The sequence below is a fragment of the Adhaeribacter terrigena genome (genome assembly GCF_016623615.1).
GTDB lineage: Bacteria > Bacteroidota > Bacteroidia > Cytophagales > Hymenobacteraceae > Adhaeribacter_A > Adhaeribacter_A terrigena.
Genome location: NZ_JAEHFX010000007.1, coordinates 42,277 through 62,438, shown reverse-complemented (window position 1 = coordinate 62,438; position 20,162 = coordinate 42,277). Strand labels below are relative to the sequence as shown.

The window sequence follows — 20,162 nt, the reverse complement described above, 5'->3', positions numbered from 1 at the left end:
GGCTAAAAGTATAGCGCCTGAAAACAACACGCTACTTTAAAACCCGTTCTCAATACCAATTAACCACCCAACAATTAACAATCAGCAATCAACAATTCTCCGGTTTTGCGAAATCCCCGATTTCCCTTAGCTTTGCCCGCAAAATATTAATCCAGAAATTATGGCATCGAAATACGATTTAGTAGTTATTGGCAGCGGTCCGGGCGGTTACGTGGCGGCTATCCGCGCGTCGCAGTTAGGCATGAAAGTAGGCGTGGTAGAGAAAGCGGAATTAGGCGGTATCTGCCTGAACTGGGGTTGTATCCCGACCAAAGCGTTGCTGAAAAGTGCCCAGGTTTACGAATATTTAACGCACGCCAAAGATTACGGCATCAACGTTTCCGATGCTTCAGTAGATTTTAAAGCCGTGGTGGAACGCTCAAGAGGCGTTGCCGGCGGCATGAGCAAAGGCATCCAGTTTTTATTCCGCAAAAACAAAATCGATCATATCGTTGGTTTCGGTAAAGTTACCGGCAAAGGCAAAGTGGAAGTTACCAACGAAGGCAAGAAAGAGATTGTAGAAGCCAACCATATTATTTTAGCAACCGGCGCCCGTTCGCGCGAGTTGCCAAACCTGCCGATCGATGGCAAAAAGATCATCGGTTACCGCCAGGCCATGGTGCTGGAAAACCAGCCAAAATCAATGGTTGTAGTTGGTTCCGGTGCCATCGGCGTGGAGTTCGCTTACTTCTATAACGCCCTGGGTACTAAAGTTACCATCGTAGAATTCATGCCGAACATTGTGCCGGTAGAAGACGAAGACGTATCAAAACAACTCGAAAAATCGCTGAAAAAAGCCGGCATCGATATCATGGTTTCTTCCGAAGTTACCAGCGTAGATACCAAAGGCGAAGGCTGTAAAGTGAACGTGAAAACCGCCAAAGGCGAACAGGTTATTGAAGCCGACATTGTACTTTCAGCCGTAGGTATCCAGACAAACCTGGAAGGTTTAGGGCTGGAAGAAATGGGCATTAAAACCGAAAAAGGCCGCGTATTAGTAGACGATTTCTACAAAACCAACATGGACGGCGTTTACGCCATCGGCGACATCGTAAAAGGTCCTGCTTTAGCGCACGTTGCTTCTGCTGAAGGCATTATCTGCGTGGAAGCGATTGCCGGTCACCACCCGGAACCGTTGGATTATGGCAACATCCCGGGCTGTACGTATTGCTCCCCGGAAATTGCTTCGGTAGGTTTAACCGAGAAAGAAGCCAAAGCCCAGGGCCGCGAAATTAAAGTAGGTAAATTCCCGTTCTCGGCCAGTGGTAAAGCCAGCGCCGCCGGTGCCAAAGACGGTTTCGTAAAAGTAATTTTCGATGCCAAATACGGCGAATGGTTAGGCGCACACATGATCGGCGCGAACGTAACTGAAATGATTGCCGAAGTGGTAGTTGCCCGCAAACTGGAAACGACCGGCCACGAGATCATCAAAGCCGTTCACCCGCACCCAACCATGAGCGAAGCCATTATGGAAGCTACCGCTGCTGCTTACGGCGAAGTGATTCACCTGTAAAAACGCTAGGGTTTCAGCCCGAAAAAGTCTAAAGCCTCTCTGAAGCAATTCGGGGAGGCTTTGTTATTTATGCGGGTTTTCTAAAGATTAATCGTGTAGTGTTAGGTATTTCAAGTTGAAATTAACACCTTGCAGCCTGATTAAAATGATATTTTATCAAAAAGGATATTTTAAATTCTAACACCAACTTCCCCCAAATGAGATCTGATTTCCAAACAAAGATTTTAAAAGCCCTGCTTTTGCTACCTTTGCTTCTAAGTTCCGGTAAAAGTTTTGCCCAAGGGTACGATTTTGTTTATCATGATTATGCTGCCCCGGCGTCTAACTTGGTAGACCATGGTTTTACATTTAATTTATATCGGAATTGCAATCCGGTTCCTGGTAGTTTCCAGACAGGTCCGGTTGCTTATACGCTCGATAATGGTTCGCCGGTATACGACACTTATTCATGGAATCCAATCGTGAGTTTTGGGAATCCTTTTTGTTCGTCAGTTACAGCAGCTTGTACATCTACCGGGCCGCTTAATTACCAGAATGCTGAAGTTAAGTTTACGTTCACACCCAAAGCCAATATAGCGGCTCCAGGTTTACATACTTTGCAAACCAAATTTGGGGTAACTGGTTTCGGTAATTTTGAAGCAGCCAATATGGGGGGGACTTATGCTATAGAGCCAATAGCTTTAAATAAAGTATCAGCAGGTATGATAAATAGGGCGCCTAAATTTATTAACCCCCCAGTTATTTTTGCAAATGTAAACCAACTAATAAGTTATAGCACAGCTGCCATAGATATGGATGGTGATTCGCTTGTTTATAATCTCCAGTCACTTGGTCCGTGGGCCGGCTATGCACCAGGTTTTACCTATTTAGATCCCATTACTGCCAGCCCGGCATTATCCCTGAATTCCCGCACCGGTAATATTACTTTTAAACCAACCGCTTATAATGCTACGGCCGGCCTCGGGGCAACAGAAAATAAATACATGGTTGGGCTGGAAGTAGAAGAATATCGGAAAATCAGCGGGCAGATGACTTTGATCGGTACTATCCAACGCTGTATTATGGTAAACGTATTCAGCGATCCGAATAATACCCCCGCCCTTACGGCTACCCGAAACGGTTCGATTATCGCTCCGAATACTTACATCGATGTGAATCCGGGGGCTACAATAACGCTGGATTTCAGTGCTTCCGATTTAGATGCATCAAATATTATTTCACTGGTTTCGAATATTCAGAATATAATATCCCAAGCCACCTTTACTTCAACGCCCGGACAAAGTCCGAATTCAGGGCAGATAAGCTGGACCCCAACTTCCGCAGATGTTCGGGATGAGCCCTATTACTTTAACGTAAGCGCCATAGATGGGGCCTGCCCTTATCCGGGTACTTTCACGAATACTTACGGGATCCGGGTTAGAAATATTACGGGTATTACCTCGGATTGCTTTGGGGCGGCAAGCTTTCAGGTTTATCCCAACCCTTTTACTGTTAAAGTAAATTTTAGAATAAGTTCTGTGACCAAAGCCGAAAGTATTTTTATTTATAACTTACTAGGTCAGCAGATAGACGAAATTGCAATACCCAAAACTGCTTCTGCTGAACATTCAATTACCTGGGAAAATGCCGGTAAACATGCCGCCGGAACTTACGTAGCCAAACTGATTACAGAAAGCAAAACCATTCAAACCCTGAAATTCACGAAGCTGCAATAGAAAAACGGTAGGGTTTTAGCCCGGAAAACTGTAGAGACGCCCAATTTGAGCGTCTCTTTTTGTTTGCCTTGCCTTAGTCTCCCTGAAGAAAATCGGTGAGGCTTTTTGTATAGGTGAATATTTTACAACAACAGGCAACGGTTTGCCTATTTGTCCCGACTTATCTAAAGTAACCTACATTTAATTCCGGGAATTGTTATACCTGTTGATTATGAAGATAAAACCAAGCCTGCTCGTTTTTACAATTTGCCTATTGGTGTTTCCTGCTTTTATTAATTTCGTGCAGGCCAGTTACTTGGTGAGCTCCACTATAACGTATCTTAACATTGCCCCGGCTACGTACCAGGTTACGTTACATGCTTACCGTGATTGTAATGGTCCTGCAGCCGGACCTGTAGAAAATATAGAGATTAAAGCCCCGGGCTGTAATGCTGGTCGTTTCATAGCGCTAAACCTTACCAATACCCGCATTTTAAGAAACCCTTTTTGTGCTACCGCTCCTTTTAACTGTAACCCGGGAATGCTGGCTTTCCAGCTTGTTCAATACCAGGGAATTGTTACTTTCAGTACCGCAGAGCAAACCTGCAGCGATTGGGTAATTAGTTTTAATTACGGAAATAGTTTCAGGCAGCAAACCGAAAACGTAGTTATTCCGGCAGGAATGTATAATGAAACTTTTCTGAAGCTGGAATCCGGTATTCTGAATAGCTCTCCGCAGATAAATTCAATGGACGACCCGATTGCGTTCTTTTGCTATATGAGGCAAGCGCAATACATTTTTAACGCTACTGATCCCGATTGCGATTCGCTTTCCTATGAACTGGTTGCGCCCTTGGCCGGCCCGAATACGCCGGTAACTTATAAGCCGCACGGCGTAGTGGCGGGGAGCATTGTGTTTAATCCTTCTCCTAATCCACCATTCAGCAATCCCTCTAATCCGCAAATTGCTTATGCACCTAACTTGGGAACGCATTACTCTCCAACCTTTCCGCTTCAATCCTATTTAGTTAACTGGGGAAGCCAGCCAACCGGGACGATTACCCCATGGTTTAAATTAAATTCCAAACTAGGCATCTTAAATTTCATTCCAGCCACTTATAACCCCAATACAGCCGCTTCTACTACCAATAAATATTACGTAACGGTGCAGATAAACGAATGGCGCAAGGTTAACGGGGTAATAAAGAAAATTGGCTTTATCCGCCGCGAATTTGTATTCAAGATTGAAGATTGCGGCGGAAATAATTTACCCCACATTACGCCACCCGTTATCCCCGGTCATCCTTTTCCTGCAGATAGTATTTATACCGTTCAGGAGGGTTCTGTGCTTAATCTGCAGTTTACTACTTTCGATCAGGATCCGAATGACATCCTGAGTATTGAAAGTGACGTAACTACCGTTCTGCCCGGAGCTACCTTTAACCTGAGCAGTGCCGCTAAACCGGTTGGCAACATTAACTGGCTCGCAACCTTAAGCCCGAATTGTGATCAGGTAAGGTACTTTAATATCCGGGTGGCCGATAATTTCTGTCCGTTTAGAGGGAGAAATGATTTTTTAATTGGCGTAAAGGTCATAAAGAATCCTTTATCCGTTTCTGAAAATCTTAATACCAAAAGTAGCCTTACTGCTTTTCCCAACCCGTTTAGCAATGAAATTACCTTCCGTTTAAACGAGCCAACCAAAGCCGAAACTATCACCATCTACAACCTCCTTGGCCAGCAAATAGAGGAAATTGCAATTCCCAAAAATACTTCTGCTGGACATTCGATCACTTGGCAAAGTGCAGACAAACATGCCGCCGGAACCTATGTAGCCAAACTGATTTCAGAGGATAAAACCATCCAAACCCTGAAATTCACCAAGCTGCAATAAAAAAAACGCTAGGGTTTCTGGTGCAAAAACTGTAGGAACGGTCTGTCTGGCTGTTTGTACCGATTTCCATAAAAAAGAACTTCATTGATAACAATAACGGAGGATTTTTATTGTAAAAAATAAATTTGCAGTCTAAGGCAACTGTTTATCAGTTAATTCCGAATTATATTTGTCTGCCGGAGCCCGGAGTTATCAATTGTAGCACTGAACGTAATTTGCCTGCGCCTATGAAAAATTTTACTGCTATCTTATTGCTTGTATGCACTTTAAATTTCATCTCGCGCAACAGCCAGGCAACCCACATTATCGGCGCAGAAATTTCGTATGAAGCCGTTTCGCCCGGGGTTTTTTTAGCCGTTTATAAAAGTTACGCTTTAGCAAATAGTGTCATTCCCCCTGCTTCAAATGTTACTTTTAACTTGCGGTCGCCGGGTTGTAATGTGGGTTTTCCCCTTACAGGAAATTTACAAACCAATACATCACTGTTTATAAATGGCGGAACCAGCAATAATTGTGGTGCAAACCCGCCTCAGCTTGCCATGGTAGCTACCTACACGGCTACTTTCGCCCTTTCGCTTCCCCAGTTTCAGTGTGCAGAATGGTTTTTAAGCGTAAGAGAATGTTCGAAAAGCGTGGTGGCCAATATTGAGCCTTCCCAGAATGCCTGCCTTTATGTGGAAGCAACGTTAACGGCGTTCACGGGCAGTTTACAGGCAAATTCGCCCGCGTTTGTACCCCCGGCTTCCTTAATTTTTAACCTCAATGCGCCGGCTACCTATAATAATCAGGCCATACTGAGTAATTCCCAGCCAGATTCTATAGTATACAGCTTAAAGCCGGCAAAGAATGACCAGAATGTTTTTCTGAATTATACTGCCAATACTTCCTTTAGCCAGCCTTTGCCAACAAGTTCTGGTGTAACGCTGCATCCGAATACCGGTATCATGACTTTTACGCCGAATGTGTATCATAGCAACGCTACAATCCCCAATGCTTATACTGTGGTGGTGGAAGCCGCAGCCTACCGGAAAATAAACGGCATTTCCCGGAAAGTAAGTGCATCGCAGCGGAATCTGCCCATTTTTATTGTGAACAACCCGGCTAACCTCAATCCGGAATTGCTTAACGTTAGCGCCAACGGACAACCTGTGCAGCCCAACGAACTTGTTTCAATCCGGTCGGGAAATGTATTAAATTTCCAGTTCAGTACCGCCGATGCAAACGCGGGCGATGTTGTAACCCTTGTTTTGCCTGATCCGCAATTTCCCGGTTTCCCTGCTAATACCAACACTGCAATAGTTACCGGAAACCGGCCTACTGGTACCTTAACGTTTAATACCGCCCCAATTGCTACCGATCAGATATTCTATTTCCCGGTTATGGTTATGGATAATGCCTGCCCGGCAAGAGGCGTAACCACCCGGGTTTATGGCGTGAAATTACTGGCTAGCCCGCTCGGGTTGCAAAATGATGCCCGTTTTGATGCAGGTTTTCAGGCGTATCCTAACCCGTTTACCGAGGCCGTAAGTTTTACCTGCAATCTGACAGCCCAAGCGGAAAGGATTATGATCTGCAACCTGCTGGGTCAGCAAATAGACGAAATTTTAATTCCAAAAGTCCTTTCCGGCGAACAAAATATCCATTGGCAGAATGCCGGTAAATACGCCGCCGGAACCTACGTTGCCAAACTTATTTCCGCCGATAAAACCATCCGGACGTTGAAATTCACGAAGCTGTAGGGAAGTGGTAATTAAAACGCTAGGATTTTAGCCCTGAAAACGCTTACCGGTATTATTCTGGCAGGCGCAAAAGATAAAACCAGCCAAATTGCCCCGGATTTTATTGGAAAGTACCTGAAACAGCAGGCAACGGTCCGGCTGTTTTCAGTGTCTGGTTCGTATCTAGTTTATGCCCAGATATTTTTGGAATTTTGCCTGAAATATTAGAACTTTCTGAGAGCAATACACCCGGGTTTTATCCTTTCTGAGTTATGAAAAAATTAACCGCTGTTTTTTCGCTTTTTCTGGCACTTTTCGGCACAAAAAACAGCCAGGCCACCCATTTAATAGGAGGGGAGATAGAATATACAGGTTTAGCGCCCAATATTTTCCTGGCTACCTATAAAGTTTTTTATGATTGCCGTTCCACCATTCCGCCGGCCAGCATTCAGTTCAATTTAAAATCGCCGGGCTGCAATACTGGCACAACGTTTACTTCCGAACATCAGACCATTGTCAGCCAGAGCCTGAACCCTTACTGTGAATCTGCCGGGAACCACTGCACCAGCAATGCTTTAATTAATCTGCGCATGTCGGTGTATAGTGCTACGTTTTCTTTTACGCCTGCGCAGCTGCAATGTAAAGACTGGTTACTCAGCGTAAGAAACTGCGACCGTTCCGGATTTGCCAATCTTCCCGACGCCATAAAATCCTGTTTATATGTAGAAGCTTACATTAATACCGCAGCCTATTCCGGAAACAACAGTTCGCCTGGTTTTGTAGCGCCTTCAGATATGTTTGTAACGGTAAATGCACCGGCCACGATCAGCAACTTTACTGAAGAAAGAAAAAATTATGGGCCCGATTCGCTGGCATACTCCCTGGTGCCCGCCCTCGAGAATTATAATACGCCGCTGGTTTACGCGCCGGGTTTATCCTACAACAATCCAGTTCCGACCGCTACGGGCTTAAAACTGAACCCCAATACAGGCCTGCTTTCTTTTATTCCGAACGTATTTGTGCCCTCTGCTAATCCCGAGCATAATGCTTATGCAGTGGTAATTCAGGCAACGGCTTATGAGAAGATTAACGGCGTAATGACCAAAGTAAGTACTGCGCAACGCAATTTGCCGGTATACATGGTTAACAATGCGCCAAATGTAAACCCGGAGATCAGTAAGGTTACAGCCAATGGCAAGGCGGTTGCGCCAAACAGCATCATTCAGGTGCCGGCCGGCAGTTCCCTGATCTTTAAATTTGCCCCCGACGATGCAAACGCCGCCGATAGCCTCACGGCCCTGATGCCCGGTCCGGCCCTTTCCGGCTTTAGCTTTACTTCCAGCGGTGGCAAAAGACCTACCGGCACCATCAGGTGGCAGGCGCCGCCGGTTGCCAGCAATAAGATCGTATATTTCCCGGTAATGGTAAAAGATAATGCCTGTCCGGTTCGCGGCACGGTTACGCAGATCTACGGTATTAAAGTAGTGGCAGGTCCTTCAGGAATACAAAACGCAGCTACCTTCGATCCCGAATTCACTGCATTTCCTAACCCGTTCTCTACTGCGGTTCATTTCCGGTTCAGCTCGAAAGATAAAGTACAAACCCTCGTGATCTGCAATATTTTAGGCCAGGAAATAGATCGCATTCCACTGAAAAGTACATCTTCAGAAACGCAGCAGATTACCTGGGAAAATGCGCATAAATTTTCTTCCGGCGTTTATTTAGCCCGGTTGGAAGTAGCCGGCAAGACCACGCAAACCCTGAAATTCACGAAAGTGCAATAAGCAAAACGGTATCGTTTTAAGGTAAAAAAGTATGAAGCCCGCTGCTGTAAAAAGAGCGGGCTTCATACTTTTTGCAACGGTTAGAGAAAAAATGAAATAACTGTTAAGAGCAAGGCAACTCTTTGCTCTTAACATACGACCTATTATTAAACGGCCTGTTATCTTCCTGAAGCGCTTCTGTTGCAAAGCCGTTTTCTTCAACCACATTCTGCCTCTTTAACTACTACTTATGAAGAAATTAATACCATTGCTTGCTTTTTTCTTTTTGGGTACCAGCCTGGTTTCCGTGGCCAGCCACGATCTGGGCGGTGAAATAGCTTACCTGCAAACCGGAACCGATTCTTATCAGGTTACCTACAAACATTACCGCGATTGTACGGGCGCCCCAATTCCGGCAACCATGGATCTGGAATTGAAAGCACCTGGCTGCAACAGCGGCAGAACTGTGGTTTTGTATCAGGATTCCCGCAAACTTGTTAATCCTTACGGACCCGCAACCACTGTAAACTGCGCTTCTTTTGCTGCTTTTTCGGTATATGAAGTGGTAACCTACAGCGGCAAAGTAACTTTTTCCAGCGCCGAATTCAGCTGTTCCGATTGGCGGCTAAGCGTAACCAACGCAAGCCGCACGCCAGCCAGGAATGCCCTCAATCCAACGGTAACCGTGCTTTATACTGAAGCGGAACTGAAACTGCAAGCCGGTTTGGTAAACAGCTCCCCGGAATTCGATTCTATCAATGCGCCGGTACTCTTCGTAAACAAATACCAGGATCACCAACTGAGCATGTCTGCCCGGGACCTTGACGGCGACTCTCTGGTTTATACCCTGGTAACCCCGCTGGAAGGCCATAATACCATGATCACTTATGATACCATTGGTCATAGTGGCCTTGGTGGTTTTATGATAAACTATAATCCACTGCCTCCTTTCAACAATTTACCGCCTGGTAATCCTGGTTCTAATCCGCAGGTCGCTATTTTTGCCGGTGGCATTACTAATTATTCAGCAACTTACCCCATGGATTCTTATCATGTGACCTGGACTCCCGGGCAACAGGTTGTATTTGCGGCGCCTTACTTTTATTTAGAAGCTGCCGACGGAGCGCTTAAGTTCAATACTTCCGTTTACTACGACAGCGCCGCTTATTGGGAAAACCGGTACCTGGTTTCTGTCAAGGTTGAAGAATTCCGGAAGATCAATAATGTAATTGTGAAAGTAGGCTCCGTCCGCCGCGAAACCCTGATCCAGGTAATGGATGGCGGAGCCAATCAGAATCCGCAGGTAACTGCCCGTATGGCTAATAACCAACCCATTGCCAGTGGCACCGAAATTCAGTTGCGTCCCGGAACCCCGCTTAACCTGCAGATTGCCGCTTCCGATGGAAATGCTGCGGATGCCGTAAGCATAACCTCCAACGTTTCGGCTATTTTAACCGGCGCCACCCTTACAAACACAACCGGCAATGCGTCAACCGGCACCATTTCCTGGACGCCAACCGCCGCAGATGTGCGTGACCAGCCGTACTATTTCCAGGTGCAGCTCCGCGATAATGCTAACCCGCTGCGCGGCGTACACACCGAAACGTTTGCCGTTCGGGTAAGCCACACCGGGGGCGTAACCGGTACCACAGATGCCCTGATCTTTAACGCCAATTTTACTGCTTATCCAAACCCGTTCACTGATAAAATAAGCTTTAAATTCAACCAGCAGGCCAAAGCCGAAAGCATCATGATCTTCAATTTATTAGGCCAGCAGGTAGATCAGATCACGATCTCTAAAACCGCTTCCGGCACTCAGGAAATTAAATGGGAAACCTCCGGCAAGCACGCCGCCGGCTTGTACGTTGCCAAACTGATTTCGGAAGGTAAAACCCTCCAAACCCTGAAATTTACGAAAGTGCAGTAAGCAAAACGCTAGGGTTTCAGGCCTGAAAACTCTAACCCTTCCTCAAGAAATTCAGGAAGGGTTTTTTTATGCTTCTTAAGAGAGAAATGCCTGCCGGCCCGGGCAACGGTTTGGAGTTTTCAGGTGTCTTGTTTATGTAAGCAACCTGGTAGAAAATACGAGCTGTTTATTACCTAAACTTTTAAAACCCGACAAGATGAAACGATTTTGCTATCTGCTGCTTTGGCTGTTAACGGGTTTTTCTATTGCAGCAAATGAAACCGCCGCCCGCCGCACTCTTTTGCTCACTGCCTCCGGTAAATTTTGTGACCCGCAGGAAATACAAGCAACCGGAGAAATCTTTTCGGCTGATGAACCGGCCAGCAAAGAAAAACCGAAAAGCAGTTTAAGCCCGGTAAATAACCTGATCTGCAGCGCCGAACGCTAGCCTTTTAACTCCCCAAACTCCTGTGCATTATTCCGCATCTCTTCCTTATGTTCTTAGGTAGTTTCAGAAACGCTATGCTTTCAGCCGGAAAAAGTAAAGCCTGATATTTCCGGAGAAATATTTTGCTAACAAGGCAACCCTTTGGGCGCTTATTTACGACCTGTTATTAGAAAGGCCCAACCCCAGAAGCGCTTCAAAAGTCCGGGCTGTTGTAATCCTCAATCACTACAATCATGAAAAAAGAACTACTCTTGCTTTTACTTTTCCTGGCTGGCATTAAATTTAGTACCTATGCCACGCACTTTGCCGGCACCGAGCTTACTTACAAAGCGCTTGCGCCCAACACCTACGAAGTAACCTTTAAACTTTACCGTGAATGCAACAGCACAGCTTTCCCGACCAGCATGGGAATAACGGTTGCCGCGCCGGGTTGCAATACCGGCCGCAATATTACCCTGAACCTGGCAAGCCAGCAAATAAGATCGGTGAAAGGGCCGGCGGCTTTAGGTGGTTGTAATGCCGGTTACGAGGGAATTCTCTCCCTGGGCACCTACACCGGAACCCTCACTTTTGCGGCAGCCGAACAAAGCTGCACCGATTGGGTCCTGAGCTGGAGCACCTGCTGCCGGACCGATATTGCCAATCTCAACAACGCCAGCACCAGTTCTATTTACACCGAAGCGCATTTAAAATTGCTGCCTAACCTGGTAAACAGCTCACCGCAGTTCGATACCATTAATTTCAATGCCCCACCAGCTGGCTATAATCAGAAAATACTGGTAAGCGCGCTAGCCCAGGATGCCGACGGCGATTCGCTGGTATACAGTTCGGTAGCGCCTTTAACCTCCGCCAACCAGCCATTGACGTATGGGCCTCTTCCAGGTAATGGTGCAGGGCATTTCATAAATCCAAATCCGCAGCCACCTTTCGATACTATTAATAATCCGCAAATTGCTGTTATGCCGGCACTAGGTACGAATTATTCTCCATCGTTTCCGTTGTTCTCTATAATTGTAGACTGGGTGGTCGGGCAACAAGTGGTCAATGCCCAACCATTTTTCGAGCTGAATCCCCATACCGGTAATATTGCTTTCCAACCGGCATATTATATTACCACTTCCGGGCCGCCTTCTCAAATGGGCCAGAACCGCTACGTGCTCACCATTCAGGTAGATGAATACCGGAAAATAAACGGAGTACCTACCAAAATCGGTTCGGTGCGCCGCGAAACGTATATCGATGTAATAGATGGTGCAGGCAACGCTAACCCATATCTGAGCCAGGTAGAAATGAATGCAACCGCTATTGCCGAAGGCGATCTGATTGAGCTTCGGCCGGGCGTTACCATGAACCTGAAACTAACCGCCACCGATCAGGATTCTACCAGTACGGTCCTGATGACTTCGAACGTAAGCAGCATTTTGCCGGGAGCGGTGTTTTCGCAAAATGGTTTAAATCTGCCGGCTGGCTCTGTTACCTGGACGGCAACTGCCAGCGATGTACGCGACCAGCCGTATTATTTCAATGTGGTGCTGAAAGACAATGTCAGCCCGATGCGCGGCTACCACGAAAGAACCATCGGCGTCCGGGTGCGGCAGAACGGAAATGTAACCGGCATTAAAAAGGCTTTCGCTGCTAACGCCAATTTTACCGCTTATCCAAACCCGTTCACCGATAAAATAAGCTTTAAATTCAACCAGCAGGTAAAAGCCGAAAGCATTATCATCTACAACGTTTTAGGCCGTCAGGTAGATCAGATCGAAATTTCTAAAACCGCATCAGGCGAACAGCACCTGCAGTGGGAAAACGCCGGAAAACACGCCGCCGGTATTTATGTTGCCAAACTGGTTTCCGCCGATAAAACCGTGCAAACTCTGAAGTTTACCAAACTGTAATAAGTAAAACGCTAGGGTTTCAGCCTGAAAAACTCATGGCCTGATAACTGATCCTGTTTATTTATTGCCGAATTATCCGAAGCCCGGGATGAAGCTCTCATTCCGGGTTTTGGGTTTAAAATATATTCTGGCACGCTCGGGCAACCCGGAACCACAATTCGGTGTCTGCCTGAAAAATAAATATAAGAACAATTTTAGTAGAATGCTTTCAAAGCTTGTTGTGATTCTTTAATTTTCAAATATTCCTCACTTAAAAAAAACGACCAATGAAGAAAAAATTACGAAACCTGATGGCCGGAACCCTGGCCTTGATGTTTGCCGGCATTACGCAGAATGTTGAAGCTACCCACGTTCAGGGCACCGAAATGAATTACACCTGTGCCGCCCCGGGTGTGTACCTTGTGAAATTAAAGATGTACCGCGATTGTTCCGGGATTGCTGCGCCTACAACAGCAAGTTTGAACATAAAATCGCAGGGCTGTAATGCCGGAAGAAATGTAACGATGACGAAAGTAGGGGTGGGAGTAATAGGCAGTCCGTATTGTCCGCAGATCCAGGCAACTTGCTCTGCCAATTCTCTTTATGCTAATTACGAAGAAACCACTTTTACCACTACGGTAACGTTTTCGCCGGCTGAAAAGCAATGCCCGGACTGGATTCTGAGCTGGAACGAATGCTGCCGCCCTTCTACAGCTAACTTACAGGGGCAGGGTACCATGTATACCGAAGCCTATTTGAATTTAGGCTCGCCAACGAACCCGATCTATAATAATTCGCCGGAATTCGGCTCGCTGGTAGTACCTTACGTAAATGCTTACCAACCTATAACGCTGAGCGCCTATGCCACCGATATAGACGAAGATTCCCTGGTTTACAGCTTTACCACCCCGCTCGATAATCCAACTACCTCGGTGCCGTACAATAATTACGCTTCAATCCTGATAAACGATCCGGATACAAATTCTACCAAAACCGCCATGGCACCAGCCGGCACATTTACGGCCACTTTTCCCATGCATTCCTTTAATGTAGACTGGACCCAGGCCACCCCGGTTGCGATTCCTTATTTCGATCTGAACAGCCAGAACGGCAGTCTTTCCTTTACGCCAACGGCCTATTTCCCGAATTCGCCATCTAACCAGGGACTGAATAAATATGTAACGGTTGTACAAGTAGATGAATATCGCCGGATCAACGGCCAGGCTGTTAAGATCGGCAGCATCCGCCGTGATATGTTCATTACCGTTATGGATTGCGGTCCGAACCAAAACCCACGTGTAGCTAATCCGCTAGCCAATGGCCAGCAAATCACACCAAACGATATCATCACGCTTCGGCCGGGCACCCCGCTTAACTTTGTGATGGCCGCCGACGATAACAACGCCAATGATGTGCTGGAAATGACCAGCGATGCGGCCCAGATATTGCCAGGCGCCAATTTCTCCGTTTCGCCGGGCAACCGCCCAACCGGAACCCTGGTCTGGATCCCGACGGCCAACGATGTAAGCAACCAGATCTACTATTTCCGGGTTACCGTGCGCGATAATGCCTGCCCGGTAAGAGGAGCTCAGGTGCAAACCTTTGGCGTGCGCGTAAGCAATACCGGCGGCGTAACCGCTACCAACGAAACAATTGCCGCCAATACCAGTTTCCTGGCTTATCCCAACCCGTTCACCAACCAGGTAAGCTTTAAGTTCAACCTGCCTGCCAAAGCCGAAAAAATTGTGATCTGTAACGTACTAGGCCAGCAGGTAGATCAGATCAGCATTTCTAAAACTACTACCGGCGAACAGCATGTGCAGTGGCAGAACGCAGGTAAACATGCTTCCGGTATTTATGTTGCCAGGCTGGTTGCCGCGGGCAAAACTGTACAAACCCTGAAGTTTACCAAACTGCAATAAGCAAAAACGCTATCCTTTTTGCCTCAAAAAGTCCGGGTTAAGCCCGGACTTTTTTTTTGCTGTTTATAAAATCACCGCTGGGCCTTTCAGTTTCCACCGGTTTTAGAGCTTCAGATTCAATTTCAGAACGCGCTTTTTGTTGAATATAGTGTAAGCAGTATGTTGCGTTTTAATTATAATTCCGGAAAATTATTAGCGCATAAATTGAAGTAAATTAAGACAGCTTCAGACTAAAAACGGTTGTTTTTGAGGTTTTTGCCGTTTTTATATTTTGTGAAATTGAATTGTGGTTCTGAAAATATTCCTGAAAAGGTGGTAAAACAATTGTTACGTTGCATGGCATAGTTTCCTTTTTTTCGGGCAATAGCCGCCGTAAAATTGTATCGTTAAACATTGGCAAAGCGCACAAAGCTATTTTAAAGCAGATTTATCTGGTGCCGCCAACTGTTTTCCTGAAATTGAGTAGTAATGATTTGCATATATTCCTGGAAAAATCCCGCTGTTACGGCGGGATTTTTTTTTGCCCGGTCGCACCAGGCCCCGGAAACGGGTAATTGTGCTTTTTTTTTCTTAAATTTAAAAAAAGTCTGAAGCCCCAGGCAACCCTTAACGCTTTCATTCCGACCTGTTTATAATTATGCTTCCCGGTAAAGAGAACCGGATGCTGAACAGGGTTGAAAAAAAAATAAACTTTTTTTTAGAAGGCAGGCAACGGTTGCAAAACTTTATCCGACCTATATTTAGAAACAGCTTAAAACCCCATTCTGTTGAGCACCGCAGTAGACCTTTACGAGAAAGACCTGATTGATGGATGCATTCGCGGCGATCTGAAAAGCCAGAAAATGCTCTACAAACAGTACTATGGTTTTTCGATGGCCATCTGCCTGCGTTACGCCGATAGCCGTGAGGAAGCTGCTGAAATTCTGAACGACGGATTTATGAAAGTATTCACCAATTTACAGACTTACCAGCAAGACAAAGCCTTCCGGGGCTGGCTGCGCAAGATCATGGTGCATACGGCCATAGACCATTACCGGAAAAACAGCAAGCACTACCACAGCCTCGACCTGGTTTACGCCGAAAGCGAAATGGGTTTTGAAGATGTTTTAGATACCATTTCGGCAGAAGAAATTCTGGCTATGGTGCAGTTGCTTTCGCCTTCTTACCGCCTGGTTTTTAACCTGCACGTGATAGAAGGATATTCCCATCCGGAAATAGCCGAAAAACTGCAGATCACCGAAGGAGCCTCTAAATCGAATTTGTTTAAGGCCCGCATGAAATTACAGAAAATGATCACGCTTTCAGATAGAGAAAACCGCACCAGTTATGCAAGATAAAGACTTCGACCGGTTTATACAGCAAGCCTTCGATAACCAGCCGGAACCGGAATACAACCCGGCCGACTGGGACAAGCTGGAAGACCGCCTGCACAACCTGAACGCTGCCCAGCCAAACGCGGCCGCCGCCACTTCTGCCAGCGCCGGCCTGGCTAAGCTGGGTGTTGTGGCCTCGGCTATTCTGGTTACCGCCTTAAATGTAGCGCTTCTGGTTAAACCTGAGGTGATGAAAGACGCTATCGGTCTGGAAGAAAAAGCGGTAGCTGCTGCGCAAATGCCGCAAACGGAAGCTGAAATTGCTCCTGATAATACCCGCACCGAAGTTTCTGGAGTAAATGCTGCTGAAAATAAGGCAGCTGAAATCGATCAAAATCAAACCACCCCGGTATTAAATACGCTTCCGGCAGTAACTGCCGAGTATGGTACAGATAAAGTAGCCGTAGTAAAACCTGCAGCTGTAACTACTAACAAGAAAACTGCTGTAAGAAATGCTGCACAAGCGAACCGCACAGCAACTACCAATTGGGCCTGGCCTGCAGTTGCCGCTAACCGGCCAGGTTCCAATATGGGTAATCAGGGCATGTCAGCCGGTCAGCCGGTTGCATTGGGCCTGCCTTGCAACCAGACTTTTAAACCTGAAATTGCTACCGTTTTAATTGGAAAAGATACCTTGCAGGGCAGCCGCATTGCACTTTCGAGCTGCCAGATGCTACAAGCCCGGATCTTTATTAAAACCAACGAAGCGGAAAAAGTAAACCTTACCAGCAACGTAGCCCAGGTGCTTCCGGGTGCCCAGCTCGTAACCAATGCTGAAACCAACACCACTGAGCTGCAATGGCAGCCGGCTCCGGATATGGCTCGTCAACAGCCTTATAACTTTACCGTTTGGGTGGCCGATGCAGGTTGTGCCAATGCCACGCCGCGGGCTTACCAGTTTGCCGTTCAGGTTAGCCCGGCTTTCACGGCTTCTTTCAACGGACTTACCCGCATTAGCAAAGGCCAGGAATCTACGCTCGAAGTAAAAGGCGCACCGCGCGGTTCTACCTACCAATGGGTTACCGGTAATAAGCTCGTAGCTGAAAATGAAACCGGCCGCCTGGTAACTGCCCCAGTTCAAACTACCACTTACCGGGTATTGGTAACCGCTCCAACCGGCTGCGTGTTCACCGACAGCCTGAAAGTAGAAGTAGCTCCCGGCGATATGCTGGCAACGGCAAAAGCTATTCCGAATATCTTTACGCCAAACAACGATGGCCTGAACGATTATTTTGAAGTGCAGCTGCCGGAAGAAGGCCCTTATAACCTCGAAGTTTTTGACCGCGACGGTAAAATGGTTTACGCACAGAAAAAATACGATAATAGATGGAACGCGCCAAAACTGGCATCCGGAACTTACTTTTATATAATAACTACCCCCCGCGAAAATAAAACCTACAAAGGTTGGGTAGAGATTCTGCGCTGATTTAATAGAAATTGTTGCAAATAATTGATAATCAGATAATTATCCTTATTAAATTATTTTCAATAAATTTTAAAAACTGTTTTATATAATTTAAAAAATTAATAATTTCACAACTTCAACAATTACTACACAATGAAAAAACTCCTACGATTAAGCAGTTTGCTGGTAACCGCCGTGTTGCTCGCATTCTCCTCCCAAAAGAGCTACGCTACCCACATGCAAGGTGGAGATATGACGTATGCCTGTATCGCGCCAAACACTTTCGTTGTAACAATGAAGCTGTACAGCGACTGTTCTGGTGTTACCCCGCCTTCGTCGGCTTCGCTTAATGCGAAATCTACGGGCTGTAACCCGGGCCGTAATATTCCTATGACCAAGATCGGGGCAACCAGAATTGGTGACCCTTATTGCCCAAGCATTCCGAAGACCTGTGCTTCCAACCAATTGGTTAACTACCAGGAAGTAGTTTTTAAAGCAACCGTTACTTTCTCTGCAACAGAAGCGCAGTGCGCCGATTGGATCTTCAGCTGGAGCGAATGCTGCCGTCCTTCTACTGCTAACTTAAACGGTCAGGGTACACTTTACCTGGAGGCTTATGTGAAATTATTCACTCCGAACCTGCCTGGTGCAACCCCAACCAATATCGTACACAACAACAGCTCTCCTGAGTTCAACAACCTGAACATTCCAATTCCGTTCGTTTGCTACAACCAGGAAGTTAGATACAGTATGAACGCCCTTGAATTTGACGGTGACTCAGTATCTTATGAGTTAGATTCATCTATGGAAAGCGCAACTCTGCCAGCTACTTATAACCCAATTGGCAGCGGTCCAAATGGAACAATTATCAACCCTGCTCCGCAACCTCCTTTTAACACTATTCCTCCAGGCCAGCCAGGTTCAAATCCTCAGATCGCGATCTTCGGTGGTGGTGTTACTACTAATTATTCACCTACATATCCGCTTTCATCTTACAACGTAACCTGGACTCAGGGTCAGCAGGTTGTATTTGCCCAACCATATTTCTTCCTCGATCCACAAACAGGTGAAATCGCCTTCCGTCCGTCTGAATATTATCCTAACACTGCTTCTAACTTAGGTAAAAACAAATACGCGGTAGTGGTTAAGATCAAAGAGTGGCGCAAAATCAACGGCGTTATGGTAAACGTTGGTTACATCCGTCGCGATATCATGTTCATTATTGAAGACTGCGGTGGCAACACTCCTCCAGTAACAGACCCTCGTCCGGTTCCTCCAATTTTCGGTACAGTTATCGGTGATACAGTTTATAAGGTTCAGACTTGTACTTCTACGCGCATTACTGTAGATTTCAAAGATCAGAATGCAAATGATAGCGTAACCGTATTCTTCAACCCAGGTGCCGGTTCTACACTGCCTAACGGTAGCTTCCAGGTATTCGATAACGGTACTTCTAAAACCAGAGCGGTGATCAACATTACGCCGCTTCCAAGCGATATCGGTAGAGTATTCCTGATCCCGGTTCGTTTAGAAGACAACTCTTGCCCGCTGAAAGGGGTTTCCAACGAAGTTATCAAGATCGAAGTTATCTCTAATAACCGCGTAGATATTCTGGATACCGTACAAACCATCTGCTTAGGCGAATCACTGCCAATTACAGCTAACTTAATGCGTCCGGATTCAATCCTGGGTGATACGGCTAGTTACAGATACCAGTGGGAAGCAGCGCCAGGCTTAAATCCTGCCGATCAGAAAAAGAAAAACATTGTAGTAACGCCTACTCAGGATACCTGGTACAGAGTTACTGTTAGAAATGCTTCTCTGAACGGTTGCTTCGATTATGACTCGATCCTGGTTAAAGTGAATCCAATTCCGGTTATCAACGATATTAAAGTTGCTTACGGACCTAACAAGGAAAATAAACAACACATCGTTTACGGCCGTTCTGCTCAGATCAATGTAAACCTTTCAAAAGTTGATACTGGTTTCACATACAGCTGGTCACCTGGCAGAGATTTATCAGATTCTACTGTAATGAACCCGATCGCATCTCCGCTGAAAACTACCAAATATACCTTAACTGTTAAATCAGCAGACGGTCAGTGTAAGGCAACTAAATCAGTAGACGTAATTGTTGGTCCGTTCTTCTTACCTAACGTAATTACTCCGAACGGCGATAAGCTGAACGATGTATTCGAATACGTAGGCATTCAGCCAAACACTTCCCTGAAAATCTTCAGCCGTTGGGGTGTGCTGATCAAAGAATACAGCAGCTACGATAACAGCTTCGGTGGCGAAGGTGTGAGCGATGGTACTTACTACTACATCATGCAAGAGCCAAACGGCGGTAAATCTTACAAAGGCTGGTTCGAGATTGTTCGCGACTAACTTTAAGAAATAACCATCAAGTAAAAAGCCCCGGCATTATGCCGGGGCTTTTTTTTGTTTCCGGTTGATTGCAAGACGTCAAGGTTTTGCAATCAAAAAACTATTTTGATACACACCGGTTATTACTTTTTAAGGCTTAAACCATAGCGTTTTAGGAGTTGATCTTAAAAGCAGAGAGCTTATAGTTATTCGATAGATCGGCGTGAATTATATTCTTTTCCGCCT

General features: G+C 46.1%; 12 protein-coding genes. All 12 read left to right on the top strand.

What is annotated here, in order from left to right:
- Positions 1 to 160: 160 nt before the first annotated feature.
- On the top strand, positions 161 to 1,552 hold the full coding sequence (gene lpdA / locus I5M27_RS13435; RefSeq protein ID WP_200506831.1) for a dihydrolipoyl dehydrogenase: 1,392 nt from the start codon (positions 161 to 163) through the stop codon (positions 1,550 to 1,552).
- Between the two features lie 197 nt (positions 1,553 to 1,749).
- The gene (locus I5M27_RS13430; protein WP_200506830.1) at positions 1,750 to 3,267 is read left to right on the top strand and encodes a T9SS type A sorting domain-containing protein; all 1,518 of its coding nucleotides are present in this window, start codon (positions 1,750 to 1,752) and stop codon (positions 3,265 to 3,267) included.
- Positions 3,268 to 3,478: 211 nt separating this feature from the next.
- Positions 3,479 to 5,140 carry a T9SS type A sorting domain-containing protein gene (locus tag I5M27_RS13425; protein WP_200506829.1) on the top strand — a complete coding sequence of 554 codons (1,662 nt, stop codon included), beginning with the start codon at positions 3,479 to 3,481 and terminating at the stop codon, positions 5,138 to 5,140.
- 227 nt (positions 5,141 to 5,367) lie between these two features.
- Complete coding sequence (locus tag I5M27_RS13420; protein ID WP_200506828.1) at positions 5,368 to 6,879, top strand: T9SS type A sorting domain-containing protein; 1,512 nt, start codon at positions 5,368 to 5,370, stop codon at positions 6,877 to 6,879.
- A 251-nt stretch (positions 6,880 to 7,130) separates the two neighbouring features.
- Positions 7,131 to 8,642, top strand: a complete 1,512-nt coding sequence (locus I5M27_RS13415) for a T9SS type A sorting domain-containing protein (RefSeq protein ID WP_200506827.1) — start codon at positions 7,131 to 7,133, stop codon at positions 8,640 to 8,642.
- 229 nt (positions 8,643 to 8,871) lie between these two features.
- The gene (locus I5M27_RS13410; protein WP_200506826.1) at positions 8,872 to 10,548 is read left to right on the top strand and encodes a T9SS type A sorting domain-containing protein; all 1,677 of its coding nucleotides are present in this window, start codon (positions 8,872 to 8,874) and stop codon (positions 10,546 to 10,548) included.
- A 196-nt stretch (positions 10,549 to 10,744) separates the two neighbouring features.
- Entirely contained in the window at positions 10,745 to 10,975 is a 231-nt protein-coding gene (locus I5M27_RS13405) for a hypothetical protein (RefSeq protein WP_200506825.1), read from the top strand.
- A gap of 233 nt (positions 10,976 to 11,208) precedes the next feature.
- Positions 11,209 to 12,870 (top strand): T9SS type A sorting domain-containing protein, encoded by a 1,662-nt coding sequence (locus tag I5M27_RS13400; protein ID WP_200506824.1) that lies wholly within the window; start codon positions 11,209 to 11,211, stop codon positions 12,868 to 12,870.
- Between the two features lie 266 nt (positions 12,871 to 13,136).
- Entirely contained in the window at positions 13,137 to 14,771 is a 1,635-nt protein-coding gene (locus I5M27_RS13395; protein WP_200506823.1) for a T9SS type A sorting domain-containing protein, read from the top strand.
- Between the two features lie 767 nt (positions 14,772 to 15,538).
- On the top strand, positions 15,539 to 16,108 hold the full coding sequence (locus I5M27_RS13390; RefSeq protein ID WP_234462531.1) for an RNA polymerase sigma factor: 570 nt from the start codon (positions 15,539 to 15,541) through the stop codon (positions 16,106 to 16,108).
- A complete protein-coding gene (locus I5M27_RS13385) occupies positions 16,098 to 17,570 on the top strand; it encodes a gliding motility-associated C-terminal domain-containing protein (RefSeq protein WP_200506822.1) in 1,473 nt (490 codons plus the stop codon). Before I5M27_RS13390 ends, I5M27_RS13385 begins: the two co-directional genes overlap by 11 nt.
- 132 nt (positions 17,571 to 17,702) lie before the next feature.
- Entirely contained in the window at positions 17,703 to 19,937 is a 2,235-nt protein-coding gene (locus I5M27_RS13380; RefSeq protein ID WP_200506821.1) for a gliding motility-associated C-terminal domain-containing protein, read from the top strand.
- Positions 19,938 to 20,162: the final 225 nt, after the last annotated feature.